Origin of the sequence: Virgibacillus sp. L01 (genome assembly GCF_052246775.1) — a bacterium.
Lineage (GTDB): Bacteria > Bacillota > Bacilli > Bacillales > Amphibacillaceae > Lentibacillus.
In genome coordinates, this window is the sequence record NZ_JBQQCP010000001.1 from 232,630 (window position 1) to 258,445 (window position 25,816).

The following is a 25,816-nucleotide window of genomic DNA, read 5'->3' on the forward strand; positions in this document are numbered from 1 at the left end:
GGGTGTCCCAATAGAATTTGGGGCACCCACTTTTTTTATCCTTTTAATCGGACTTTTAAATTATGAACTTATTTATCCTTAATTTGTTGATCCCCTACCTGCTAAAATCTTCTTATATTAATGGGTTCTGATTACACCGATGAGTGACCATTTTACGCTATTTGACTAGAGTTCGAGTTCTCATAATCTGATCAGTAACTAATTTATGAAAACGAGTATATTACATAAAAAAGCGGTAACCATAAAATAGTGGCTACCGCTTTAAATCTATCCTTTTATAGCACCCTCCGTCATACCTTTCGCAATCCGCTGCTGGAAGATCGCATAAAGTATAATAACCGGAAGAATTGCAATTACAAGACTTGCAAACAAAGTACCCCATGCATTCGTATACTGCGCTTCACTACTAATAAAATCAATCGCTAATGCCAAAGTATAGTTCCCTTCCGACTGAAGAAAGATTAGCGCCATGAAGTACTCATTCCAAAATTGGATTGCATTCATAATCGTAACCGTAATAATGCCAGACATGGATAACGGCGTGATTATTTTCCATAAAACACCGTACGGAGACATCCCATCTATGGCTGCAGACTCTTCTAGCGATTTTGGAATCGTACTTATAAAGCTTGTCAGCACAAATATAGAAAATGGAAGCTGACTTATCGCATACACAATAGCAAGTCCAAAAATGTTATCCAACAGATTAAACTGTTCCAACAGGAAGAATAAAGGAATCCAGCCGAGTACCATCGGAATCATCATCGCTGAAATGTAAAGGGTGAACAAAAAGTTACTGCCCTTAAACTTAATTCTCTCAAGTGCATATGCTGTTGGAATCGCCAGCAATAACGTGAGCAAAGCGCCCACTACTGTTACGATTAAACTGTTAAAAACACTAGTATCTATATTATATTCTGACCATGCTGTTAAGAAGTTCTGGAAATTCCATGTCTCTGGAAAACCCCATGGATTGGCATAAATCTCTGCATTTGATTTAAATGAACCTATAAACATCCAGATTATTGGATATAGGACCGCAATTGACCATAATATTAGTGGGATTCTAATCCCCGTTCTTGAAATAAACTGACCTATACTACTACGCTTCACCAGTTATCCCCCTTTCAATGCAGTTAAGAAACTGCATAAATGCAACTAAGGCTTATCCTATTAAGGCTTTGGCGATAAGCCTAGTTTTCTACGCAGTTAAGAAAGTATAAATCCTTTCTTACTGCATAAGTGCAACTAAGGCTTATCTATATTAAGGCTTGTCGATAAGCCTAGTTTTCTAATATTCTACTTTCTCTTTTCGCATAAAGAACTGTAAGATTAATACAGTTATAAGCGAAAGAACTAAAATCATTACCCCAATTGTGGCTCCATAGCCAAAGTTATATTGCTGAAATGCTTGCTGATAGAGGTATGACCCCATAACATGTGTTGCATTATTTGGTCCGCCTCCTGTCATGATTTGTACAATTATAAAGGAGCCATTTAATGTTGTGATAACGATATATAAGATGGAAATTTTAATTTGTGGCCATACAAGTGGTAAGGTCACCTTCCAGAATTGCTGCCATTCATTTGCGCCATCAATTTCAGCCGCCTCATAAAAGCTTTTTGAAATATTAGCGATACCACCCATCAGTAAGAGCATGAATAATCCTATACCGGCCCATATTGACGGTAGCACTAAACTGGGTAACGCCCAATCTTCACTTCCAAGCCATGGCTTAGCCCAACTCTCCAATCCAATAAACTCAAGTCCTGAGTTAACAAGGCCGAGACTTGGATTGTAAATGAACGTCCATAAAATACCAATCACCACGACAGACATTATATTCGGGAAGAAAAAGATAATACGGTAAAATGGTGCTTCTTTTATCTTTAGTTGCGTTAATGCTACAGCGATAAACAGAGCCATAATCATAATACCGACAACTTTTGTGGCAACAAGGAAATAATCATGCCAGATTGTAGCGGGGATTATCTCATCTTTAAATAACTGTACATAGTTATCAAACCCAATAAACTCTTTTGCCTGTGACGAACCTGACCATTCAAAGAAAGAATAGTATAGTCCGCTAAACAAAGGATATAGGGTAAAGATACTAAACATTATAAAAGTAGGGATAAGGCAGAAGGCAAGAAATAGGTATTTTTGTTTTTTAGACTGTACCATCCAATCACTCTTTCTGGAAAAATAAATATATGGAATGTAAAGCTTCAGCAGCCTGCTTTACATTCCATATCGTTACTATAAATGTTACTTACTTATTGGTTATTACGATATTCAGCAGCTGCTGCTTCTGCTTCTTCAACAAACTCTTCTGCTGTAATGTTACCCAGCATCAGAGATACAAGTGAATTACTGATTGGTGTTTCCAAATCTGAACTCATTGGATGTGGCTTATGATAGATTTGCACTTGTTCAGGGTCGTTAATCATTTTATTAGCATCAATTAAGTAACCAGGAACATTTTCATTGGAAGCCAAATCTACACCCTGCAGGTTCATAATTGCACCAGTATGCTCAGAGAATGACTTTGCATATTTTTTTGTAAAGACAAACTCTACAAAAGCTTTAGCAGCCTCAGGATTTTCAGCCTGTTCTGCAATTGCTAATGGACGTAAATCCGGAACAATCGCCATTGGCTCACCTGAATTTTGCATTGGTGATGGAATGAATCCATAGTCAAAGTCTTCCGGTGTATCCTTAGACATTTCATTCGGAAGCCAGAAACCTACCGGAATAAACGCATTATCATGAAGTAAGAAGTTCATCTGAGACTGTGTATGGTTTAAAGCACCAAACCCAGGATCAATATATCCTTCTTCTGCCATTTTTTCTACCTTTTTCATTACATTTAATACTGGTTCACTAGTCCAAGCACCTTCAGCACCAGTGATAACATCATTTAATAACTCATCACCGCCAGCTGCACCAAATGCAGGATACAGCATACCTCTTAAGAAATAATAAGGGTGCTGACCAGTAGTTACAAATGGAGCAATGTCAGCAGAATCCTGAATATTCCCCATTGTGCTCATGAAACTATCAAAGTCTTTAGGTACTTCCCAGCCTTTTTCTTCAAACCAGGCTTTGTCATACCATGTGCCCCAGGTGTCAAATACTAATGGCAAGCTGTAAATATCACCATCATACTTAGCTGGTTCTACAATAAAGCTATCAAGAAGCGGTGAACCGTCTTCCAGTTCAATGTCTTGAATCCAATCAGACAAGTTCATTAACTGTCCATCTTCAACCATTTGAGTTTCACTTGATCCGGCACCATCAATATATACAACATCAGGTGGATCGTCTGAAACCCAACGTGATCTCATTTCTTCGTTAATATTTGGACCAGCATGTTCAACAACTTCTACGTCAGGGTATTTCTCTTTGAAATCACCGATTACTTCTTTCCACCAAGAGTCTCCATAACCGCCGACAAAGTATTGAATTTCCATAGTTCCATTTACTTTTCCGTCGTTTTTCACGTCTTCGTCAGTGCTGCCATCAGTTGATGAATCACCACCATCATCTGAACAGCCTACTGCCAAGAGCAGCATAACGATGGCTACCCATACGAAAGGACTTTTAAATAACTTCTTCAACCTAATTTCCCCCTTTGTATTATTAAATATATGAAACCATCAATAGTTTATATAACTATCAATGTTGTTTCAGGAATTGTGCTTTACAGCATAATCAATTGCATCCCGAACATAGCCATTACTGTACTCGATTGCATCCATGGCTTTTTGGTATGTAACACCTCCCTCAATCATTACAATTGCAGGTTTTACCTCATTTTTAGTGAGTTTGAGTGTTCTTTCTGCTTCCTCATAAGAAACATCTGTAATTTCAATAATCGTACGCTTTGCTCGTTCCATTAATTTATAGTTACTTGCATGGACATCAACCATCAGATTTTCATGAACCTTACCAAGTTTAACCATCGTTGTTGTGCTAATCATATTTAGCACCATTTTATGGGCTGTTGCTGCCTTCATCCGAGTTGATCCAGTTAAAACTTCTGGGCCAACCACTACCTCTATATCACATTCGGCAAATTGACTTATCAGTGATTTCTCATTACATGATAGTGAAACCGTATAAGCACCAATTTCCCGTGCATATTTTAGTGCACCAATCGGATATGGTGTTCGGCCACTAGCAGTAATCCCAATCACAACGTCCTTATCAGTAAGGTTTTTCGCTTTAACATCAGCTGCGCCTTGCGCTTCATCATCTTCAGATCCTTCTACTGCACTAAAAAATGCACCATTTCCACCGGCCATAACGGTTTGCACCATCTCAGGCGGTGTCATGAAAGTCGGAGGACATTCAGACGCATCTATAACACCAAGTCGTCCGCTCGTACCAGCTCCTACATATAACAGTCTTCCGCCATCTGCCAGCGCTTTATAAATATGTTCGATCGCCATATCAACTTTAGGTAAAACGGCCTCTACTGCCGTTGCCACTTTTCTATCTTCATCATTAATCATCTTTAAAATTTCCATAGTTGACATTTGATCAAGCTGCATACTATTTTCATTTCGCATTTCAGTAGTTAACTTTGATAATTCCATTGGCATGCAATTCTCCTAACGTCACATTATAAATACTATATTGGTAGTTTGAAAAACCTATAATATAAAAGCGCTTTCAGTTGTTTGATATAATTATAGTCTCAGTGAATTATTTTGTCAATAAAACGTTAAAATTTAGTAATAAAATTTCAATAAGTATAATCTATATTATTTTATGCTGCACATAACATGAAAATAAGCTATTCTTCTAAATAAATTCACTTCTTAATCATCTTCCCTTAAAAAAGAGACGGCTTCCCTTGTTTCATCTAAATGCTGAATTGTTTCTTCATAATCCTCAGACGCCAAACACATTAATAAGATATCAATCAAATGCAATTGGGCAATTCTCGAGGATGTAGCGCCACTTCTGAATGTCGCCTCTTTAGCTGCCGAAGTATGCAATATAATATCGGAGAATTTTGAAACTAGTGAGTTGCCATACTTTGTGATACTAATCGTCGTCGAGCTCTTTTGTTGAGCAAGATCCAGTAATTTCCCTACTTCTTTTGTACTTCCTGAAAATGAAATGCCGACTACCACATCTTCCGGCCCCTTATTAGCAATTGCAGTAGCAGCCATATGTACATCAGAAAAGGATTGCGCATTTTTATTAATTCGAATAAACTTCTGTTCCGCGTCTTTAGCAGCTATGAAAGAAGCACCGAATCCAATAAACACAATCGACTTTGCCTTTGATAAAGCTGTTACAGCTTTCCTTAGATTCTCTTCACTCATGATATCTACGGTTTCTTTTAGTGTTTGGATCGTATTTGACGTCATCTTATCAATAATGTTTTTAAAATCTTCATTTTGTTCGATATCTCTGTATCCTTTTACTGAACCAGCCTGCAGATCACCAGCTACACGGATTTTCAACTCTTGAAACCCATTAAACCCTAACGATTTACATAAACGGATAACAGCTGCACTGCTAGTCTGACTCTTTTCCCCAAGCATTAAGGCCGTTAAGAGAATAGATTCCTCAGGATTGTTCAAAATATACGTTGCTATTTTTTTCTCTGAGGGCGGTAAACTATTAACCATCTCTTTCAATATGACAAGTCCACCTTTAACATGCGACACATCGATCACCTTCTTTTTAAATTAAAGTGTTGAAATAATATTTTGATATACGCTTGAAGCGGGTTTTATGTTTCGTAATAAATATGCCCCAATTATTGATCCACCAACAGGAGCCATTACTGGAGTTGTAATCTTCACATTCTTAAAATCCCGCAAGTCGTTTTCAAGCAGTCGCGGCAATACTTCTTCATCACTAAAAACGCCGCCACATAACACCACTTTTACTTCCTCATTTGGTTGGAATAGTTTCCCATATAATGTTCGGATGCTTAAGCTCAAATCACTTATAGTATTAGCAATAATCTCCCTTGCTACCAAATCATTGTGTTTATATGCCTCAAATACGAGTTTGGATACAGGAGAAATTTCACTTTTTGGTGTTGGCGAAGCATAAATTCTCTGTATGAGATCATACGGATGTGTCACAGAAAAACATGTACAAATCATTTCAAGCAAGTTGGTATTTTTACCACGCCCGTCACTGGCTTTTAATGCTGCCATAATTCCCTGACGACCAATGTCATAACCACTACCTTCATCACCAAACAAATAGCCCCAGCCACCTACTCGGTCACGTTCCAATTGATGATTAATTCCATAGGTAATCGAACCGGTACCTGAAATTTGAACAATCCCGGGTCCACCATATGTCCCGGAGTATAAGGCATTAACTGTATCTGCTTCAACACAAACTGGAACTCCTTTGGGGACAATTTGTTCTAGAATACCTTCTAAATCAGTTTTTGCAGCAGCATTACCGACACCAGATATCCCCGCAAATAAACCGGAAATATTATCATATGCATCAGGAACCTGTTCTTTCATGTCTTTGAACATCATGTCCAATGTTCGAATTAAATTTTCACGCGACATAACATTTGGATTAGTGGGACCAGCTGTTGTTTCAGCTATTATTATTCCATCCATGTCTGCGATAACGGCTTTAGTTTTTGTCCCACCACCGTCAATTCCTGCTACATATTCCATCCATTTCACCCTTGATATATTATTTCAATACTTTCGTTTCTTCTCCAAAATTATAATCTGATTCCTTCGTGATATCAAGGTTACTTTGATCATAAAGATGGCATGCAACCCAATGGTTCTCCTTTACTTCCTGATAAACAGGTTTTTCGACCGCACAACGTTCATGCGCCTGCGGACATCTTAGTCTAAATGGGCACCCGGATGGTGGATTCGATGGGTCTGGCACATCCCCTTGTAAAATAATACGCTCCTTTTTTTCAGAAGGATGATTGGAAGGTATAGCAGATAGCAGGGATCTCGTATACGGATGCAGTGGATTACGATACAATTCATCAGTTTTAGCCGTTTCCATCATTTGGCCAAGATACATCACGCCAACCCGATCACTCACATGTCGAACTACATTTAAATCATGTGATATAAAAAGGTACGTTAATTTTAGTTCCTGCTGTAGCTCAATTAACAAGTTTAGAATTTGAGCTTGAATAGAGACATCCAAAGCTGACACCGCTTCGTCAAGAATGACAACCTTAGGATTTAAAATCAATGCTCTTGCAATACTTATTCGCTGACGTTGCCCACCACTGAATTCATGAGGATGTCGGTTTATTTGTTCTTTGGATAATCCCACTTTATCTGCAATATCTATTACCCTCTGTTCAGCTTCCTTTTTGGAACAAATATTATGTGTTAGCAAAGGTTCAAGGAGGAGATTACGAACTGTCATCCTTGGATTCAATGAACTGTATGGATCCTGAAATATCATTTGCAGATCCTTCCGCAGGTTTCGAAATTCCTTCTTTGAATAATTCATGATATCCGTTCCATTATATAGAATTTCTCCCGAGGTAGGATCATGTAATCGTAATATGGATCGACCAGTCGTTGATTTGCCGCAACCACTTTCTCCTACTAGCGAAAATGTTTCTTCTTTGTTAATTTCAAAACTAATTCCATCGACTGCCCGTACGACGTTTTTGGTTCTTTGTAGAATTCCCGACTTCTGAGGAAAGTGTTTTATGAGATTATTAACCTTCAACATTACTTGATCTGTACTCATTACCTTTTTCCCCTCCCTCTTGATAAAGCCAGCATCTGCTGGTGTGATCATCATCTATCTGAAACAGTGGCGGGTCCTGTTGCTTGCAAATATCCATGACATGCGGACATCTTGATGCAAAACGGCAGCCAGATTCCTTCAATTCTGCTGGAGCAGGAACATTACCAGGAATTGAATATAATTTTTTCGTCTTATCTCCTAGTGACTGTACAGATTCCAGTAAACCCACTGAATACGGGTGTGTCGGGTTATTAAACAGCTCTTCCACGGTTGATTCTTCAACTAAAGTCCCAGCGTACATTACTGCAACCCGTTCACATGTCTCAGCAATAACCCCTAAATCATGTGTAATCATTAAAATAGAAGTATCATAGTCTTGTGTTAGGTCATTCATTAAATCAAGAATTTGTGCCTGAATGGTAACATCCAGCGCTGTAGTCGGTTCATCTGCTATTAACAGTTTCGGTTTACAGATTAATGCCATTGCAATCATAACTCGTTGACGCATTCCACCTGACAGCTGGTGCGGGTACCGTTTCAATAATTGCTTTGGTTCCGCAAACCCTACTTTTTCAAGCATATCAATTATCATGTCCTGCATTTGCTTCTTTGTATACTTCCCATGGAACCGAAGTACTTCCGCGATCTGATGCTCAACCGTATACAATGGGTCTAATGCAGTCATTGGTTCTTGGAAAATTATCGATATTTCATTACCACGTATTTTCAGCATTTCCTTTTTAGACAGTTTTGTCAGATCAGTAGATTCATTCAGAATAATGCTTCCTTTACTAATCCCCAATACATCTGGTAACAGGTTAAGAATTGATAATGATGTTAAACTTTTACCACTTCCGGACTCACCAACAATCCCATATTTTTGCTTTTTCTTTATAGACAGGTTTAATCGGTTTACAACATTATGTTTTTGCTTATTGACCGTTACATCTACCGAAAGATCATTTATATCCAATATTGAACTCATTAAAATCCTCTCCTCAAAGTATCAATCCGATTGAGGGCATCAGGTTGTGTGTACGCTATTTTCCCCATAATAACCTGCCTTTTTGCACCTGTCGCTGAAGGAAGCTGATTGTATTTTCCAAGAATACAATGAAACCCTAAGACTGCGAATGCCATTGCCTCTTTTAAGTCACTCGAAATGTTAAAGTGCTCATGTGTATAGATGTTTATTTCAGGCAAGTGATAATTCAACCGTTTGATTAAATGTGGATTATAACTGCCACCACCACCAATAATAGCTTCATCAATTTTATGTCCTTTACCAACAAAAAATTGATTATAACTTTGTGCTATAGTTAATACCGTCCACTCACTGACGGTCGCAACTAAATCTTCCGGATTCATTTGTCCGTAACCTTTAAAAATTTCGTCAACAAACTGATTGCCAAATAACTCCCGACCAGTGGTTTTAGGTGGTTCTTGCTTAAAGTAATCGTGACTCATCAATTTAGTTAAGAGCTGTTGATTAATAGTACCTCTAGATGCCATTTCACCATCTTTATCAAAATTATTTTCACCATTTGTCAGCCGATAGACAACCTCGTCAATCACCATATTCCCTGGTCCAGTGTCAAATGACTGTATTTGATCACTGTTACTATTTTCCGGCACATAGGTTACGTTGCCAATTCCACCAATATTCTGGATAGCACGTGATTTGTTCGGATGATTAAATAATAAGTAATCAACATAAGAAACTAGTGGAGCCCCTTGTCCGTTTGCAGCCATATCTGCAGTTCGAAAATCACCAACAACCGCAATACCAGTTGTTTCTGATAACACGGATAAGTCTCCTATCTGCAGGGTACCGGCAACGTCAAGGTCAGACTCTCCATTAAAAGGCTGATGATAGATTGTCTGACCATGCGAGCTGATAAAATGAACATCATTTTTTGACACGTTCGCCTGTTTCAGCAATTTATTAACAACATTACCAAACTCTTTTCCGAGAAACATATTAATTGAATTTATTTTTTGTATAGTTGCTGTAGACGGACTGCAAACATCCATTAACACATTGCGCACATCCTGATCGTATTGTTGTGTATATGATTCTATAATGTTGACATCCACATTGTCCTCTCTTTCTTCTATTTCAACGAGCACTGCATCTATGCCATCCAATGAAGTACCTGACATTATACCGATGCCTAATGCTTTTCCCATATGTTTCACCTCCGCATTTGTTTATTATTTCAACTTCGGATCTAATATATCTCGTAAACTATCACCTAATAGGTTAAAGCAGAATATTGTAAATACGATTGCACCTGCTGGGAACAATATCGTCCATGGGGCAAACTCCATATAAGCGCGAGATGAATTAAGCATAACACCCCATGATGGATCTGGAGGCTGCACACCAAGACCTAGGAAGCTTAATGCTGCTTCAGTCAAAATAGCCCCGGACAATCCAAGCGTTATTTGTACAATAAATGGTGCCATAATATTAGGTGTGATATGTTTCGAAATAATTTTTATAGGGGAAACACCAATCGCTATAGCATTTGTGATATATTCATTCTCTTTAACACTTATAACAGTTCCCCTCACAACCCTTGTAAATACTGGAGTGAATACAATTCCAATTGCGATCATTGTATTTGTCACACTAGGGCCAAGCACCGCAACTATTGTCAAGGCTAACAATATATCAGGGAAAGCAAAGAATACATCCATTATCCGCATGATTATCTGGTCAGCTTTACCTTGAAAATAACCTGCTAATAGCCCGAAAATCAAACCACCGGTAGCTCCTACACCAACTGCAATTAATCCTACTTTTAAGGACACCTGTGTACCATAAACAATTCTTGAAAATATATCCCTGCCAAACTCATCTGTACCAAAAATGAATCGACCACTTGGCCCTTCCATTGTATGTTCTGTAAACATTTGCTCAGGGCTGTACGGTGCTATAACAGGTGCAAGAAACCCGATAATAATAACTAATAAAACCCCGACACTTCCTATAAGCCCTACTTTATCCTGTCTTAAACGTTTCAGAAATTGTTTCATTGGATCACTCTTTCTATATTCTTTAATTCGACAATTATTTGTAACTTATTCTTGGGTCTAGATAAGAATAAAGAATATCTACTAGTAAATTAATCATCACAAATACAAATGCTATAAAGAGCACTGCACCCTGCACGACCATAAAGTCACGTTGTGTTATCCCAGTTAGTACCAGCTGACCTAACCCAGGCAGCGAGAATATTTGTTCAATAATGACTGTTCCACCTAACAATGTTCCAATTTGCAATCCAATAATAGTTAAGATGGGGATCATAGCATTTCTGAGTGCATGCTGAAAAATTACTACTCTTTCTTTTGCACCTTTTGCACGGATTGTACGTATAAAATCCTGCCTAAGTATCTCCAATACTGATGAACGTGTCATCCTCATTACAGCTCCTGCCATTGCTGTTCCTAAAACAATCGCTGGTATAATCATAATTTCCAAATTTCTTGTTGGATCCTCAAAAAAACCAACATAACCTACTGGAGTGCTATAAGAGAACATTAGCGACAGAATTAAAATCAGAACTGTTGCCAAAGCAAAGTTAGGTATTGAAACACCTAATAACGAAATAATTCGAACTCCAAAGTCTACATTACTATTACGTTTCATAGCAGCTATGATACCTAGTGGAATAGCTATAATCCACGAAATTAATGCAGATAGAAATGTTAACTCAAACGTTATTTTAAAACGGTTCAAAATATCAGGAAGCACTTCCTGTCCCGTACGCATTGACTCCCCAAAGTCACCTGTCAAAACACCACCTATCCAATTCAGGTACTGTTCATATAGAGGCTGATTCAACCCAAAATCCTGTCGCAGCTGTTCCAATGCAGCTGGTGTTGCATCCGTACCTAATATCGTCTGCGCAACATCGCCTGGAACTACACGCATGACAACAAATATAAACACAGATACTCCAAATAGTACTGGGAATAGCATCAATATTCTTCTCATTATATATGTATACATTATTATTCACCCTTAATAAGAGAATAGAAGAGTGCTGCTGTAAAAGCAGCACTTCTGCTATTATTTTTTATAGACTTGCTCAATATCTTCAGCATTATGAGCGTATGGTGTGAAACCTTTTACACTATCTCTAACTGCCACATAATTCTTAGGAGAAACCAGGAATAAATTTGGTGATAAATTCAGTAATTTTTCCTGTGCCTCAACGTAAATTTCTTTACGCTTCTCCTGATTAACGGTACGTTTCCCTTCTTCTACAATCTTGTCATACTCAGAATTTGAGAAGTTCCACACATTTGCTGAACCATCTGTATGGAAGAAATAATTCATTGCACGGTCAGGGTCTGTACCGGAGCCATTTCTGCCAACTAAGATATCTGCAGAAGTATTTGACCATGTATCAATATATTCGCCCCACTCAATCTGTTTAATCTCAGCATCTACTCCAATTTCCTTCCATTGCTGCTGCAATAGTTGTGCTGTATCAACCATATCTGCATAAGTTGATGCTGTTGTAATTTCTGTTGAAAAGCCATCTGGATAGCCGGCTTCAGCAAGTAATTCTTTAGCTTTTTCTAAATCGCGTTGATAGAGCTCTTCCTGTTCTACATCAATTGACCAGTTCCCCATAGCAGGAGCTATTGGCCCAGAAACAATTGCTTCACCATCCCAAACAATATCAGCAATATTCTGACGGTCAGTTGCCAAACTAAGTGCCTGCCTTACTTTTTTATTGTTGAATGGTTCTTTGGCTACATTAAATCCAATATAACTGTACTCTAGTGATTGGTAACCCATAATGTTAACTTCATCTTCACCTTCGAGTAATTCTGTTGACTTTGCCGTTAACGTTGTCATATCAATCTCACCGGTACGTATTGCTGATAATCTGGCAGCTTCTTCTTTCATTGTATAATATTCTACTCGATCAAGCTTTGGCACATCTTCAATATAGTAATCCTCATTTTTTGAAAGTGTAACACTGCTGTCAGGTACCCACTCCTCAAATACAAAAGGCCCAGTACCTACTGCCACTTGCTGTAAATCACCATTCTCTTCAACAACTTCTTTTGGAACAATTGCTGCACTTGAATTAGTTAGGTTTGACAGGAACGTCGCATTTGGTGCAGCTAATTCAAACTTGATTTTATAATCGCCCATCACTTCAATATTTTCTACATCTGAAAAGTAAGAGCTAATATGTGATGCTGTTTCTTCATCCATGATACGTTCAAAGCTATATAAAACATCTTCTGCAGTCATTTCCCGGCCGTTATGGAATTTCACACCTTCTACCAGATTAAAAATATAAGTTGAATCATCTGGCTGCTCCCAGTCTTTTGCCAACTGACCTTTTATTTCCATGTTTTCATCAAATGTAACAAGTCCTTCGTATACTTTTGAATAAACTCTAACTGATGAATGTGCAGGTGTTTTATGCGGATCTAAGCCTGCAGGTTCCTGATCATTTGCAATCTTAAGTACTTGTTCTGCGTTTTCTTCTTCTCCATTCCCATCAGCAGTTGTTTCACTGTCATCTGAGCATGCTGCTGCAACAATTGCAATCATTAGTAATAGAAAATACAAAAAACTTTTTTTAAACATAATAATTCCCCTTTTATTTATGATATGTTCTTCAAAATCTCTAGGAATATCTCTTTTCTGAACGGGTTAATATTCTTAGGCTTACTTACGTGCAATCGATTAGTTAATAAACCAACTGCGATATTTCTCTTCGGTTCAATCCATAAGGCAGTCCCTGTGAACCCCGTATGTCCAAAGCCTTCTGGATAAATGTCTGAACTCTCCCAGCCTAACCCCCTGTTTTCTACCTGTTTACTCAGTGATTCCTGTACCAAATCATTGGAAATTACATTCTCCCCTCTGTTTACTCCCCCTCTCAAATACAGTTCTCCTAATGTTGCTAGATCTTTAACATTCGAAAATAAACCTGCATGACCTGATTCACCACCAAAATAATAATATGTGTTTCCATCATTTACTTCCCCTAGTACAGGGACATTCTGATTACGCCAATTTTTAAAATCAAAACCTCTCTCAATGCACATTTTCTGCTCAATTCTATTACCAAATTCTGTTGCTGCAATATTGCTTTTATAGCTAGGATTGTATTTAAGTGTTTTTAAATCCAACGGTTCTACCAGCTGTTTCTGTACAACATGCTGTAAACTGGTGTGGTAATAATGCTTAATTACTTCACCAAGTAGTATAAAATTCAAATCACTGTAAACTACTTTTCTATCTTCCTTATGTGTCAGATCAATAGTATTCAATATCGAAAATAAATCATCACCACTTTCGCTTGCGTAAAAGGAGTACCATGCTTTCAGACCGCTTGAATGAGTTAGTAATTGTTTAATTGTAATAGATGCTAACACGGGGATTTTCGCTGATTCCGGTAAGCATTTTTCAAGTTTCGTCGTTAAGGATAAAGCGTTTTCATGAATCATTTTTAAAATAATTGTTGAGGTCACTATTTTAGTAACACTTGCAAGATCAAAAACAGTATCAAGGTTACACCGTGTTCCTTCAACCTTGTTTGATAGCCCAAATGCCTCATGAAAAGCCTTCTCCCCATTCACCGATATGTAACACGCACCACCAGAAAAGTAATCATCATCCATGTACTTTCTAAAAATATGTTCGATATTTTCGTATTCCTTCATTACTAACCCACCCATCACCTGTTTTGAATAACCTCTCTGGTTTTATCAAGAAAATCAACAGATTGTTCAAAGTTTAAGGACGCCAATCCTGTGAATAAGATATCAACAATATTCAACTGTGCAATTCTTGAAGCAGTAGCTCCACTTCTTATACTCTTTTCCAGTGGTGAAGCATATAAATTTACATTAGCAAGACTTTGTACTTTATTACTGCTGTAACCAGTCAACGAAATAATGTTCGCTTTATTCCTTTTAGCTATTTTTACTGTATCGATTATCTCAATCGTTTCTCCTGAATAAGAAATGGCGAGTACAACGTCCCTGTCATCCAGATGAACTGCTGATGTTAGTTGTGTATGACTATCTGTTAATGCCTCACACCACTTGTTAATACGCTTACATTTTTGCTCAAAATCAAAAGCAACAATTGCTGACGCTCCAACACCAATTACTACTATTTTTCGCGCATGATCCAATAAACCAATAGCTTTCTCCATACAGTTTTCATCAATCAATGCTAGAGTACTTTCAATAGAACGATAATTATTATGTGAAATGAATTTAATAATCTGTGATAAGCTTGCGTCAGCAGCTATATCTTCATATCTGTCAGTAGTAATTCCGTCCTGATTAGCGGATGCAGAGATGCTCAATTTGAGTTCTCTGAATCCTTTAATATGTAACGAACGACACATACGAATAATCGTGGCTTCACTGGTTTTTGTGTTCTTCGCTAGCTGGGCTATTGGCATATCTAGTATAGCCTTTGTGTTATTAATTATATAATTCGCTACCTTTTGCTCAGAAGGCCTCAGAGTAGATATTCCTTGTTTGATACGTTCCATGCCGTTAAACATAGGCATCATCTCATCCTTTTCATTTCCACACAGAAAACAGCTAATCCGTTTAGAAGTTTTGCTTCTTAAAAATACACTTTTTATGTAGTTAAGCTACATTTTAGATCAATTATTATAGCATGTCAATAAACTTTATTAATTTTCTAATAATTATTTATGTAAAAATCCCAACAAAAAAAGGGTGTACTGTACACCCTTTAAACGTATTGCTTACCCCTCTATCGTCTCACAAAACGTCTCAGCAAATTGCTGACACCTAACTACATCCTCTTTATCAGGTTCAAGGTCAACTATTAAGCGCTCCGCAACTAAATTCGCTTGCTTCTCTTTAAACCTTTCCCCCATCATTTGAGATGCTCCACCATATGAATCGTAAAAGGAATCCCCGGATCCGAAGACACCGACAATTTTCCCGGTAATGTCCACATCATCGAGTTCTTCATAAAAGTCCTCAGCCTCATATGGAAGCTCACCATCGTCCCAGGAATACGTACCAACCAGTACTCCATCATATTCCAAAAGTTCTTCAACATCTATTGAATCAAGGTCGAAAGTTTTGGTGACGACTTCATGTCCTCTATTTTCAACTACTTCCGCAATAATCTCTGCCATCAATTCCGTATTACCAGTCATGCTTGCATATAACATAAGTACCTTACCCATAAAATCTCCTCCGATTCACCGAAGTATTCCATTTTATTTTAATGGTTAGCAAGTACCTATTTCAATTAAATTATCAGTGTTAAACGAATTTTTTTTGGGTTTGTGACAGAATTGTGATCAAATCGACCCCTCACGGCGCTGAGCAGGCGCTCGTACTTTAATTCTTAGATGCTGTCTTCAATTCCTTTAATAATTTCCTGTATGTTTGGTAAAACCTCATTTATTTCCACATTTACATGCAGTTCTTTTACAAGTGGCTCCATAATCGATGCCGTTTTCTTATCCATCATTATCTTCTCAGGAATTCCCTCTGTTAGCTGCAGCATTTTAATTAATTGGCTCTGCTGGAGCCCAATATCCGTACTGTCATATAATAAGTCTTGAAAAAAAGCTATGCCTTGTGCATGATCAGCTGCTGCGACTAGTACCGGAAATGCCGGTCTTCCTCCATGGTCCTCTTGTACTGGAATGTCCAAATGTGTTACGGCAAACTCTATCGTAGCGGGAATTTGATTTGTAAGTTTTTTGGCACGTTTTAAATCAAGCTCTGATACCTCAAGCTTTACTTCTTTCGATTTATTGTCAGCTTTAAGTGATATAATTTCATTTCCACCTGATTCAGGCATTATTGACAGCACTTTTCCCTCCGAATAAAAATCAGGTAGCTCCAGTCCATCTCTCACCTCTTCACACAGCTCAACTGCTTGTTCAAGTGCTTCCAGCATAATCCAACCCTCGTCTTCGTCCATGAACCATGGATAATATCCAGGCTTAAAGCTCCGGAATTCCGGCCATGATTTTTTCCCCCGGAATGAAACGTTATACGCTTTAACAAGGTCATAATCTTCTTTTTCCAAATCCAAACGATCTTCAAAGCTGACGAGTAAACTACGCTGTTTTAAAATAAAATCCATATCAGATATATCACTTTCAAGCGTATCCATTAAAGTAGAGTATCCTTGTTCACCGGGGTATACTGCCAAGCCGAACATTTCTCCAGCGCCACCTAAAACAGAGCAAAATAACCGTTCACCTGATACCGAATCAACCACTGCAAAAATTTGGTTATCATCCATAAATTCCCATGGCTTAAGCTTGTTAAACTCTTTAGCTTTGAGCAACACGTCCTCCCAAGGGTCATCTTGAGATTCTGGATTAAAAAAGTCATCATCCAATTCATCAAAATCATTTAAGTTTTCGTCGATATCCAACAAATCCTGATTAATTGCATCAATCATTTTCTGGGAATTGTTATTTATTAAATTTACTTCCTCCATGATAACGTCTGCACGACTATCCTCTTCTGGGGCATTATTTTTCGCTCCTATGCAACGTGGATATGCACCGGTCTGTTCCGAAGATAATTTTTTCATTAGAACAACATCATGATCCCAGTTATCGCCAAAATCATAAAGATAAACAACTTGATCGTTCACTTCTTTAAACCAATCAGAAAGTAGCGCATCAGCCTCATTATATGTATCAAGTGGGGATGGAAATTCATCATCCGCTTTTTGAGGCCCAATTTCAACCCTATTAGTTTCGTTTCCGTTTGTCTTGTCCACAAAGAAACTGTGTAGATGCATATTGCGCCAATCAAATGCTAGTTGTATCACCCTATGAAGGTCACGAAAGGATGAACTACTGTCCATTTGAATAGTTCGCCAAACAGGTACACCTACATCGTCTAATGTTATTTCAAATTCATAAATCATTATGCCACCTCACTTTTGTTTAGTGTAGCATATTGTGTGCTGTTGCTCTAATACTACAAGCCTTCCTTCATTCTGACTGATGTTCGCGAATGCTTAATGGATTTCTCTATATGGAAAAATATTGTTTTTGGGGGGGCATCATCGCATGTCACTTTTGGCTTATGGTCTTACAACATTTACGCAGTTTGTATTATTTTTTTCAAAAATAATACTTTATGTAAAAACATTCGATTTTCAGGACAAATAAGTGGCAACAAAGAATCGACAATTTTGTGGAAATTTAAAAATACCGGGTTAATCACTGGTATGGCTGGGTTTCATGTACCTTATGTGCTTTGGCTTCCTAATTTTAGGAAACTACGGCCTCGGCAAGGCTTATTGCAAACTTAAAGGTAACGGCTTTCGTTTTAGAGGGAATGACGATAAAAATACACTAGTTAGAAGTTGAACTTCTGCAGCGTAAAATGAACACATAAACCTCGAAGGAATAAGAAAAATCTGAAAATACACTACTTGAGTTGACTATGGATCAACGGTACGTATTTTATATATACTTTTAGTACTACATGGAATTACGGTGCTTAATTGTATGTAATTTCATATCTCATTAATGAGTTGTCTCTGAACTCATGGGGTTATGGTATGGTTGTGACTTGGATTGGCAAGATTATAATAGAAGAATGAAGTATTTCCACTCTAAATGAGTCCGCCAAACAATCGAAGTGAATCCTCGTTCCGCTAAATAGCAGAAAAGGTGCTCTCAGAAGGGTGAGGCGGATCCTCATTCCGCTAAATGAAGAAAATCAGCCAAATCTGAACCAGAAATGACAAATAGCGGAATGAGGATCCGAACCCAAGCTTAAAACGAGGGTTTTTAAGGAAATAACGGAATGAGGATCCGCCCAACAGTCGAAGCGGATCCTCATTCCGTTAAAAAATGGGTTCTTGAACAATAGATGAAATTATTATATGATTTCACCTATTGTTACCTTACAAGCCTAAGCCACCCTTCTTGCTGACTGAATTTCGGAATACAATTTCATGTGAAACGGTAATCCGCTTAGCGGGTTCTGATTTATCAATTGTCTTTTCTATCAGTGCTTTGGCAGATTCTGCTCCTAACTCGTGTATATGAATATCAACGGTTGTCAGGGAAGGTCGAATGATTTCTGACAGATAAACGTTGTTAAAACTTACTAGTGAAATATCGTGTGGCACAGAAACCCCCGCTTCTTCCAGTCCACTCAGCACACCAAGACTCATTAAGTCATCACTGATCACCAATCCAGTAGGGCGAACTTCAAGCGACAGCAGCTTTTCGACTGCCTCACGCCCACCTGACTTTAAGAATTCGGTGTGAATTTTATATTGCTCACTAGCTTTCAACCCTGCTTCTTTTATTGCAGCTTGATAGCCTGCTTCACGATCTATCGTCACGAATAATTCTTTAGACCCGCCGATAAATGCAATTCTTTCATGACCCATTTCAATCAAGTGATTCGTAATTTCCTTACCAGCTGTGAAATTATCGTTATCAATATGTGTAACTTCATCGATATCCTCATAAGGCTTTCCAACAATTACATAGGGAAAGTTTTTGTCATGTAAAAAGTTCATAACTCGGTCGTTTAGGCGGGAATATAATAGAATAATACCGTCAACGTAGCTTCCGTATACCATACGCTGCACTTCGTTAAAAATTTCTTCTTCGGTAATGCCACTCGACAATGTCATCGAATATTCCATACCATGTGTTACTGAACCGATTCCACGTAATATCTCAGGAAAAAAGGGATTTTGCAGTGCTTTATCAGCAGATGATGGTAATACCACACCTATTGCTTTAGTCGACTTAACGGCTAAATTTCTGGCACTCACATTAGGATGGTACCCTAATTCCTTCATCGCCTTTCGTACTTTTTCCTTTGTCATAATACTGATTCTTGGGTTATTTGCAATTACACGAGACACAGTAGAGGGCGCTACACCTGTTGCTTTTGCTACATCTTTAATTGTTACCATAAAATCCACCCTCTACTTTTGTTAGTTTACTAATGATACTGTTGCAGTGTCACTATTATTAAGTATAACATCTTGGTTTTCACGTAACCCATGGGTATTTACATGAATTTTACCATAAGCTGGTTTATAATGACCACTATGGTCTAAAACAGTAACTTTAACAGCATTACTTGTTGATGTCACTTCGATAGATAGTTTCATATATGACCCGTTTTCAAAGTCATACGTTTCTCCGTCATCATCATAGTACGTAAAATAGTACGATTCACCGTTCGCCCCAGCATAGACATCCATATAAACATGATGCGGACTTTTATCATGATTCGCTATCCATTCGCCTTGCATGATAGCAGTTCCTTGTTTTATAAAAATCGGCATCCTATCTAATTCTGCATGGATTAAGTGTGCTTTTTCCCCTTCATACTGAACACCAGTTTCATGATCAATCCACTGACCTGCAGGCAAATAAACTGCACGATCTGTAACAGCTGGGCTTAGTATCGGCGCTATAACAACATTATCTCCAATCATAAATTGATCATTTATATTATACGTTTTCTTATCTTTTGGATACTCCATGAACAATGGACGCATAACGGGAAGGCCGGCTACACTTGCTTGGTAAAATAATGAATATAACTGCGGCATCCATTTGTAACGCATTTGAATGTATTTCTTCATAATTGCTTCATTTTTTTCGCCGAATTGCCATGGTTCCTGATAAACTGTACCCATTGCTGAGTGATTGCGGAAATATGGAGTGAAAGCACCTACCTGTGTCCAGCGAACCAGTAATTCTGCACTCGTATCATGAGCAAAACCACCTACATCTGGTCCAGCAAATGGTACGCCAGAAACACCTAGGTTCATCACCATTGGTAAAGACATTTGTAAGTGTTCCCAGAAACTGCGGTTGTCACCTGTCCAGACAGATGCGTATCGCTGTACGCCTGCAAATCCTGAACGAGTAAGTAAGAAAGGCCGCTTTCCTTTTAATTGTTCTTTCACACCTTCGTACGTTGCCTTGCTCATCAATAGACCGTAAACATTATGCAGCTCCCGATGAGTTGCCGGCGTCCCATCATTACGATGCATCACATCTACATCCATTGTTTTCGTCTCATTAAAAACAGCTGGTTCGTTCATGTCGTTCCAAATACCTTCAATCCCAATAGACGTATAAAATTCATGTTTATCAGCCCACCAGTTGCGAACACTTTCATCAGTTAGGTCTGGGAATGCACTTTCGCCTGGCCAAACATCCCCAATATACACATCACCTTCAATGTATTTGCAAAATTGATCCTGATTAATTCCTTCCTGATAGATTGTGTATTCTGCATCTTTTTTTACACCAGGGTCAACTATCGGTACAATCCGGATCCCCATTTCGCGCAAATCAGCAATAAGCTTCGCAGGATCAGGAAATTTCTCTCTATTAAACGTAAACACACGGTATTCGTTCATGTAATGAATATCGAGATGAATAACATCAATTGGAATATCCTTCTCTACAAAATTCTTGGCAAGCTCTCTAACTTCCTCTTCTGATTTATAACTGTAGCGTGACTGATGATACCCTAGCGCCCACTTTGGCGGCAATGGCATTTTACCGGTAAGATGTGTATATTGCTGCAATACCGACTTTGGTTCGGGGCCAGCCAGAACAAAATAGTCAAGCTGCCCGCCTTCTGCTTTGAATGAATAACCATTATTATCAGCTTTCATATTAAACGTTGTTCGGAATGTATTATCAAAGAACAGTCCATGTGCACGACCATTACGCAGTGTCATGAAATAGGGAATAGATTCATACAATGGATCGGTTTCAGGATTATGTGGCGCATACACATCTGTGTTCCACATTTCATACGTTTCGCCACGTTTATCAAGATGTCCGGATTTTTCACCGAATCCATAAAAATGATCATCTTCACTCATTTCTTTAAATGCAGCAACCTCACCATTTTCCCGATAGGCCATACCACGCTCACCTTCTTCAAGGAAAGCATTGCCATCATGATCCAATATCGTAATTCGAAATGGAGATTTCAGGATAATAATTTTTAGTTTATCTGTTTTCAATACAACCTGCTCGTCTGAATCGCTGTCTATAACGTCCACGTTTTCCGGACTGGCTATAACTGCGTATGAACCGTCCAATTTTGGTTCATTTATTTGATTCATCACAACTCTGATAATTGATTTTGTGAAAAATTGTATCGCAACCTGACCATTTTCACAGTGAAAAAAATAGCCGGTATCCAATCGTTTATAGGATTTCATACTGCCGATATCACGATATAGTACTGCTTTGGATTGCTGCTCATTTCCTGGATGTATTGCAAAGCTAGTATCTTCAAGCATCCCTAAGATTACCCCCTACCTGTCTAAATTACTATTTTTCTTATCCTTTTGATCCTCCTGCCGTTAACCCGGAAATCAGATAACGCTGCAGGAATAAATATATACCTGCAATTGGTATAGCAACCAAAATGGACCCTGCTGCAAATCGCGTGAAGTTATTAGAGAATTGATCATTAATAAAATTAAACAACCCTACTGCTAATGTATAGTTACTCTCACTTGTAAGTACAATTGATGGCAGCAGGAAGTCAAACATCGGCATCATGAAGTTAAATAAAGCTACAACCGCAAGAATTGGTTTTGCCAATGGAAGCATGATGCTCCAGAAAACCCGTAAATGGCCAGCACCGTCGATACGCGCTGCCTGGTCTAGTTCACGTGGTATTGTATCAAAGTACCCTTTTACTAACCATGCATTAAATGGTATCTGTCCACCCAAATAAATAAGGATTAACCCAGACAGTGTATCCAATAGGCCAATCATATTCAGGAAAATATATAGAGCTACCATTGCCATCATAACTGGAAACATTTGTAATAGTAAAAAGACATATAAGCCGTTTTTCCTTCCAACAAATTGATATCGGGAAAAAGCGTAGGCTATAAGAGACGTTAAAATTACACTTCCTGCTGCAACGAATGACGATACAATTAATGAATTCTTGTACCAGATTAAATAATCACTGCCATCGCTGAACAGCCATTTATAATGCTCTAATGAGAAATTTTCAGGAATAATAGAAGATGAATATAAACTACTTCCTTGGTTAAGTGACATTCCAACTGTCCATATTAGAGGATAAAATATAATAATCGATACAATCGCGATAATAATGTAGATTGCATATACTTCCAATTTTGATTTCAGCTTTTGATCCATTATATTTCACCCTCTTCCTTAAATGACCTGGTTTTTCTAAACTGATAAAAGGCAAATCCGGATACAAGTAACCCCATAATAATGGATATTACTGCAGCCATTGCATAATTATTCGTATCAAATGTCAGTTTATATACCCAGGATATTAGAATATCTGTCCCGCCTGCGTTCTGTCCTCTAACAGGAGGTCCACCTTCATTAAATAGATAGATAATATTAAAGTTATTAAAGTTCTGCGCATATTGCATAATTAGTAATGGCGCAGTCGCAAACATCACGTGAGGAAACGTAATCTCACGGAATTTTTGCCAGCGTGATCCACCATCAACGTCCGCAGCCTCATACCAATCCTTCGAGATACTTTGGAGTACTCCGGTAAATAAGGCAAACACAAACGGAAAGCCGAGCCACGTCTGAATCATGATAATTGCAACCCGGGAATAAAGCGGGTCACTTAACCATGGCAGACCATCACCACCAATCAGCGGGATGATAATATCTCTGTTAATTGCACCAAACTCATCATTAAACATGGCTGCAAAAATCAGAATGGTCACAAATGCTGGTACTGCCCATGGAAGAATTAAAATGGTACGAATGATTCTTTTGAATTTAACTCTTGGGTCATTGACAAGTACAGCCAAAAATAGTCCAAGGGCAATTTGTAAAGTTGTCGCAACAACTGTCCACACAATAGTCCAAGAAAACACGCTAATAAACGTATCCTGCCATATCGGTACAGTTACCAACTCTACAAAGTTATCAAATCCGACCCAATCTACTAGATTCCGCGGCGGTGAATTAAATAGATTGTAATTTGTAAATGCCAGTAACACCGAAAAGATTAGCGGAAAAATAACCACGAAAACCATAAGCAATAACCCTGGAAATGTCATCAAATATGGAAATGTATTATCATATGCAACACGTATCGTGTCTTTTAGTTTTAGTGGTTTCCATCCATTTTGTATTTTCTTTGCCTGTTTTCGTGCATCGTACACATTAAATACATATAATGCCGCAACAATAATAATGGTGATTAGTGAAAGAACACCAATTACGAGCAAGCGTATCGAATGGTCTGTTCCTGCAATGGTTCCCAGCGTACGTAAACCCCAGATACCGTAGTTTAACGATTGAAGGGCTGTCAGCAGAAACGCTATTTCAACAACAATTAATGATATCCCTTTTATATAGCGACGGTTGTACAATTGTCCCAGGCCAGCAAACAAAATCGATAAAATCGTTGCAACCTTTGGACTGTGCTTCTTGCCGGTTATTTGCTTATTGTCAGGAGAAGACAATTTTGGTACCCCCTTTAGGTCCTGATGAACAAAATAGATGATGGGAAGAGTTAACTCCCCCCATCAAAAATCATTGCTTGGTATTTACTCTACTCCGCTTGCTTCTATGTTTGTTTTTATTTGCTCGACTGATTCATCAAGTACAGGTTTTACATCTTCACCTTCCGCAATAAATTGCAATGCATTGTTGAATGGCTCCCATACCTGCTGCATAGCTGGTGTACTTGGCATTGGCACACCATGTTTAATTTGCTCTGCAAACGCTGCGTAAATTGGGTCCTCTATGGATTCAAGTGCTTCTTTACTTGGAACGAGTTCACCCGCTACCTCATAATAATGCTGTGAGCTTTCTGGATTGGTCATAAATGCTGCTAAGTCAGCAGCCCATTCTTTGTTTTCTGAGTAATAGGAAACCATCCATGACTTAACCCCTACAAATGTTTGAGCCGGCTCCCCATTGATGGAAGGAAACGGTGCAAATGCTAGCTTCTCACCAAGTGATTCTTTATAACCCACAATACTCCATGGGCCATTAATAACTGCTCCCACTTTACCGTCGTTAAATAGTCCGTCAATTACATCAGTTGTAGTTGATGGTGGAATTTTACCTTGTCCGAAAAAGGATTGGAATAACTTCCCGCCTTCAACTGATCCTTCATTATTTAATCCGATATCCTTTGTATCATATTCACCTGCATCCCCTCCGAAAATATAACCGCCATAGTTATTGAAAAACGGTATAGCGAAGTATAAATCGTTAGGCTTCATCAAAAATCCATATTCGTCATTATCAGGATTTGTTTTATTTTCCAATAATGCCATTAAATCATCAACTGTTTTTGGCTCTTCTTGTACAATATCCGTATTATAAAAAATACCATATGTCTCAATTACTGCTGGAAAGCCATATTGATTTGTTTCACCATCATACTTGTAAGTTACTGCATCAACCGCAGCATCACTATATGAGTTCATAACATCTTCCGGTATTTTCACAGGTTCAGCAAGACCCTGCGCTACAATATTTCCAATTCTGTCATGTGGCTGGAAAAATAAATCCGGACCATTTCCCTCGGGTCCAGCCAGTGCTAATTCTTCCATCTGATCAAGCATAGATTTTACTTCAACATTAACTGTAATTCCTGTTTCTTCTTCATAGTTTGCTGCAATATCCTCAACAGCTTCTAGTTGCTTTTCCTCATCGTTCGCCCAAATTGTAAGCGATTCAGGTTTTTCAGCGGTTTCAGTAGAACCATTTTCATCACTTTCTTCTGTATCTTCTGTACGCTCTGGTGCACAAGCTGCTAATACTAGAAAGACAAACATAAGTACCGCAATTAATAGAAATGAAGATTTTTTCATTTGTAAACTTCCCCCTCTAATTTTTTGAACCGACTACATTTTTGTGAAATCGGTTGCACAAATTCTAACTATTATTCTAAATGCATACTTAAATTAATGCAACCGTTTTCACTGATTTTGTTTTAATTTTTTTATTTCTATTGACAATTTTCAGAATCGCAGTATTCTATAATTAAATGAATCAATAATTTGAGGGCAATGCT

21 protein-coding genes are annotated in these 25,816 nt (G+C 38.2%); all 21 read right to left on the reverse strand.

Features of this window, described 5'->3' with window-relative positions; genetic code table 11:
* Positions 1 to 267 precede the first annotated feature (267 nt).
* A complete protein-coding gene (locus ACTWQM_RS01090; protein ID WP_443256322.1) occupies positions 268 to 1,113 on the reverse strand; it encodes a carbohydrate ABC transporter permease in 846 nt (281 codons plus the stop codon).
* 178 nt (positions 1,114 to 1,291) lie between these two features.
* Positions 1,292 to 2,185 (reverse strand): carbohydrate ABC transporter permease, encoded by an 894-nt coding sequence (locus ACTWQM_RS01095; RefSeq protein ID WP_443256323.1) that lies wholly within the window; start codon positions 2,183 to 2,185, stop codon positions 1,292 to 1,294.
* A 92-nt stretch (positions 2,186 to 2,277) separates the two neighbouring features.
* Positions 2,278 to 3,576, reverse strand: coding sequence for an extracellular solute-binding protein (locus ACTWQM_RS01100; RefSeq protein ID WP_443257066.1), 1,299 nt, complete (start codon positions 3,574 to 3,576; stop codon positions 2,278 to 2,280).
* A gap of 114 nt (positions 3,577 to 3,690) precedes the next feature.
* The gene (gene murQ / locus ACTWQM_RS01105; protein WP_443256324.1) at positions 3,691 to 4,602 is read right to left on the reverse strand and encodes an N-acetylmuramic acid 6-phosphate etherase; all 912 of its coding nucleotides are present in this window, start codon (positions 4,600 to 4,602) and stop codon (positions 3,691 to 3,693) included.
* A gap of 225 nt (positions 4,603 to 4,827) precedes the next feature.
* Entirely contained in the window at positions 4,828 to 5,688 is an 861-nt protein-coding gene (locus ACTWQM_RS01110) for a MurR/RpiR family transcriptional regulator (protein ID WP_443256325.1), read from the reverse strand.
* A gap of 21 nt (positions 5,689 to 5,709) precedes the next feature.
* Entirely contained in the window at positions 5,710 to 6,675 is a 966-nt protein-coding gene (locus ACTWQM_RS01115; RefSeq protein WP_443257067.1) for an N-acetylglucosamine kinase, read from the reverse strand.
* 19 nt (positions 6,676 to 6,694) lie between these two features.
* The gene (locus ACTWQM_RS01120; RefSeq protein WP_443256326.1) at positions 6,695 to 7,735 is read right to left on the reverse strand and encodes an ABC transporter ATP-binding protein; all 1,041 of its coding nucleotides are present in this window, start codon (positions 7,733 to 7,735) and stop codon (positions 6,695 to 6,697) included.
* Positions 7,704 to 8,720 (reverse strand): ABC transporter ATP-binding protein, encoded by a 1,017-nt coding sequence (locus ACTWQM_RS01125; protein WP_443256327.1) that lies wholly within the window; start codon positions 8,718 to 8,720, stop codon positions 7,704 to 7,706. The genes ACTWQM_RS01120 and ACTWQM_RS01125 overlap by 32 nt, the downstream gene beginning before the upstream one ends.
* The gene (locus tag ACTWQM_RS01130) at positions 8,720 to 9,925 is read right to left on the reverse strand and encodes an anhydro-N-acetylmuramic acid kinase (protein ID WP_443256328.1); all 1,206 of its coding nucleotides are present in this window, start codon (positions 9,923 to 9,925) and stop codon (positions 8,720 to 8,722) included. The genes ACTWQM_RS01125 and ACTWQM_RS01130 overlap by 1 nt, the downstream gene beginning before the upstream one ends.
* A gap of 24 nt (positions 9,926 to 9,949) precedes the next feature.
* Positions 9,950 to 10,777: an ABC transporter permease gene (locus ACTWQM_RS01135; RefSeq protein ID WP_443256329.1), complete on the reverse strand. Its 828-nt coding sequence runs from the start codon at positions 10,775 to 10,777 to the stop codon at positions 9,950 to 9,952.
* 34 nt (positions 10,778 to 10,811) lie between these two features.
* Positions 10,812 to 11,756 (reverse strand): ABC transporter permease, encoded by a 945-nt coding sequence (locus ACTWQM_RS01140; RefSeq protein ID WP_443256330.1) that lies wholly within the window; start codon positions 11,754 to 11,756, stop codon positions 10,812 to 10,814.
* Positions 11,757 to 11,816: 60 nt separating this feature from the next.
* The gene (locus tag ACTWQM_RS01145; RefSeq protein ID WP_443256331.1) at positions 11,817 to 13,361 is read right to left on the reverse strand and encodes an ABC transporter substrate-binding protein; all 1,545 of its coding nucleotides are present in this window, start codon (positions 13,359 to 13,361) and stop codon (positions 11,817 to 11,819) included.
* A 17-nt stretch (positions 13,362 to 13,378) separates the two neighbouring features.
* Complete coding sequence (locus tag ACTWQM_RS01150; RefSeq protein ID WP_443256332.1) at positions 13,379 to 14,443, reverse strand: serine hydrolase domain-containing protein; 1,065 nt, start codon at positions 14,441 to 14,443, stop codon at positions 13,379 to 13,381.
* Positions 14,444 to 14,457: 14 nt separating this feature from the next.
* Complete coding sequence (locus ACTWQM_RS01155; RefSeq protein ID WP_443256333.1) at positions 14,458 to 15,288, reverse strand: MurR/RpiR family transcriptional regulator; 831 nt, start codon at positions 15,286 to 15,288, stop codon at positions 14,458 to 14,460.
* A 222-nt stretch (positions 15,289 to 15,510) separates the two neighbouring features.
* Positions 15,511 to 15,963: a flavodoxin gene (locus ACTWQM_RS01160; RefSeq protein ID WP_443256334.1), complete on the reverse strand. Its 453-nt coding sequence runs from the start codon at positions 15,961 to 15,963 to the stop codon at positions 15,511 to 15,513.
* Positions 15,964 to 16,127: 164 nt separating this feature from the next.
* Positions 16,128 to 17,678 (reverse strand): plasmid pRiA4b ORF-3 family protein, encoded by a 1,551-nt coding sequence (locus ACTWQM_RS01165; protein ID WP_443256335.1) that lies wholly within the window; start codon positions 17,676 to 17,678, stop codon positions 16,128 to 16,130.
* Positions 17,679 to 18,668: 990 nt separating this feature from the next.
* On the reverse strand, positions 18,669 to 19,700 hold the full coding sequence (locus ACTWQM_RS01170) for a LacI family DNA-binding transcriptional regulator (protein WP_443256336.1): 1,032 nt from the start codon (positions 19,698 to 19,700) through the stop codon (positions 18,669 to 18,671).
* 21 nt (positions 19,701 to 19,721) lie between these two features.
* Complete coding sequence (locus ACTWQM_RS01175; protein WP_443256337.1) at positions 19,722 to 22,067, reverse strand: glycoside hydrolase family 31 protein; 2,346 nt, start codon at positions 22,065 to 22,067, stop codon at positions 19,722 to 19,724.
* A gap of 40 nt (positions 22,068 to 22,107) precedes the next feature.
* The gene (locus tag ACTWQM_RS01180) at positions 22,108 to 22,947 is read right to left on the reverse strand and encodes a sugar ABC transporter permease (RefSeq protein ID WP_443256338.1); all 840 of its coding nucleotides are present in this window, start codon (positions 22,945 to 22,947) and stop codon (positions 22,108 to 22,110) included.
* Entirely contained in the window at positions 22,947 to 24,251 is a 1,305-nt protein-coding gene (locus ACTWQM_RS01185; protein WP_443256339.1) for an ABC transporter permease subunit, read from the reverse strand. Before ACTWQM_RS01185 ends, ACTWQM_RS01180 begins: the two co-directional genes overlap by 1 nt.
* A gap of 84 nt (positions 24,252 to 24,335) precedes the next feature.
* Positions 24,336 to 25,613 carry a sugar ABC transporter substrate-binding protein gene (locus tag ACTWQM_RS01190; protein WP_443256340.1) on the reverse strand — a complete coding sequence of 426 codons (1,278 nt, stop codon included), beginning with the start codon at positions 25,611 to 25,613 and terminating at the stop codon, positions 24,336 to 24,338.
* Positions 25,614 to 25,816 lie beyond the last annotated feature (203 nt).

Coding starts and splice junctions, on each gene's coding strand:
- ACTWQM_RS01095 (WP_443256323.1), bottom strand. CDS start 2,185: ATGGTACAGTCTAAAAAACAAAAATACCTATTTCTTGCCTTCTGCCTT.
- ACTWQM_RS01100 (WP_443257066.1), bottom strand. CDS start 3,576: ATGCTGCTCTTGGCAGTAGGCTGTTCAGATGATGGTGGTGATTCATCA.
- murQ (WP_443256324.1), bottom strand. CDS start 4,602: ATGGAATTATCAAAGTTAACTACTGAAATGCGAAATGAAAATAGTATG.
- ACTWQM_RS01115 (WP_443257067.1), bottom strand. CDS start 6,675: ATGGAATATGTAGCAGGAATTGACGGTGGTGGGACAAAAACTAAAGCC.
- ACTWQM_RS01120 (WP_443256326.1), bottom strand. CDS start 7,735: ATGAGTACAGATCAAGTAATGTTGAAGGTTAATAATCTCATAAAACAC.
- ACTWQM_RS01125 (WP_443256327.1), bottom strand. CDS start 8,720: ATGAGTTCAATATTGGATATAAATGATCTTTCGGTAGATGTAACGGTC.
- ACTWQM_RS01130 (WP_443256328.1), bottom strand. CDS start 9,925: ATGGGAAAAGCATTAGGCATCGGTATAATGTCAGGTACTTCATTGGAT.
- ACTWQM_RS01135 (WP_443256329.1), bottom strand. CDS start 10,777: ATGAAACAATTTCTGAAACGTTTAAGACAGGATAAAGTAGGGCTTATA.
- ACTWQM_RS01140 (WP_443256330.1), bottom strand. CDS start 11,756: ATGTATACATATATAATGAGAAGAATATTGATGCTATTCCCAGTACTA.
- ACTWQM_RS01145 (WP_443256331.1), bottom strand. CDS start 13,361: ATGTTTAAAAAAAGTTTTTTGTATTTTCTATTACTAATGATTGCAATT.
- ACTWQM_RS01150 (WP_443256332.1), bottom strand. CDS start 14,443: ATGAAGGAATACGAAAATATCGAACATATTTTTAGAAAGTACATGGAT.
- ACTWQM_RS01155 (WP_443256333.1), bottom strand. CDS start 15,288: ATGGAACGTATCAAACAAGGAATATCTACTCTGAGGCCTTCTGAGCAA.
- ACTWQM_RS01160 (WP_443256334.1), bottom strand. CDS start 15,963: ATGGGTAAGGTACTTATGTTATATGCAAGCATGACTGGTAATACGGAA.
- ACTWQM_RS01165 (WP_443256335.1), bottom strand. CDS start 17,678: ATGATTTATGAATTTGAAATAACATTAGACGATGTAGGTGTACCTGTT.
- ACTWQM_RS01170 (WP_443256336.1), bottom strand. CDS start 19,700: ATGGTAACAATTAAAGATGTAGCAAAAGCAACAGGTGTAGCGCCCTCT.
- ACTWQM_RS01175 (WP_443256337.1), bottom strand. CDS start 22,067: ATGCTTGAAGATACTAGCTTTGCAATACATCCAGGAAATGAGCAGCAA.
- ACTWQM_RS01180 (WP_443256338.1), bottom strand. CDS start 22,947: ATGGATCAAAAGCTGAAATCAAAATTGGAAGTATATGCAATCTACATT.
- ACTWQM_RS01190 (WP_443256340.1), bottom strand. CDS start 25,613: ATGAAAAAATCTTCATTTCTATTAATTGCGGTACTTATGTTTGTCTTT.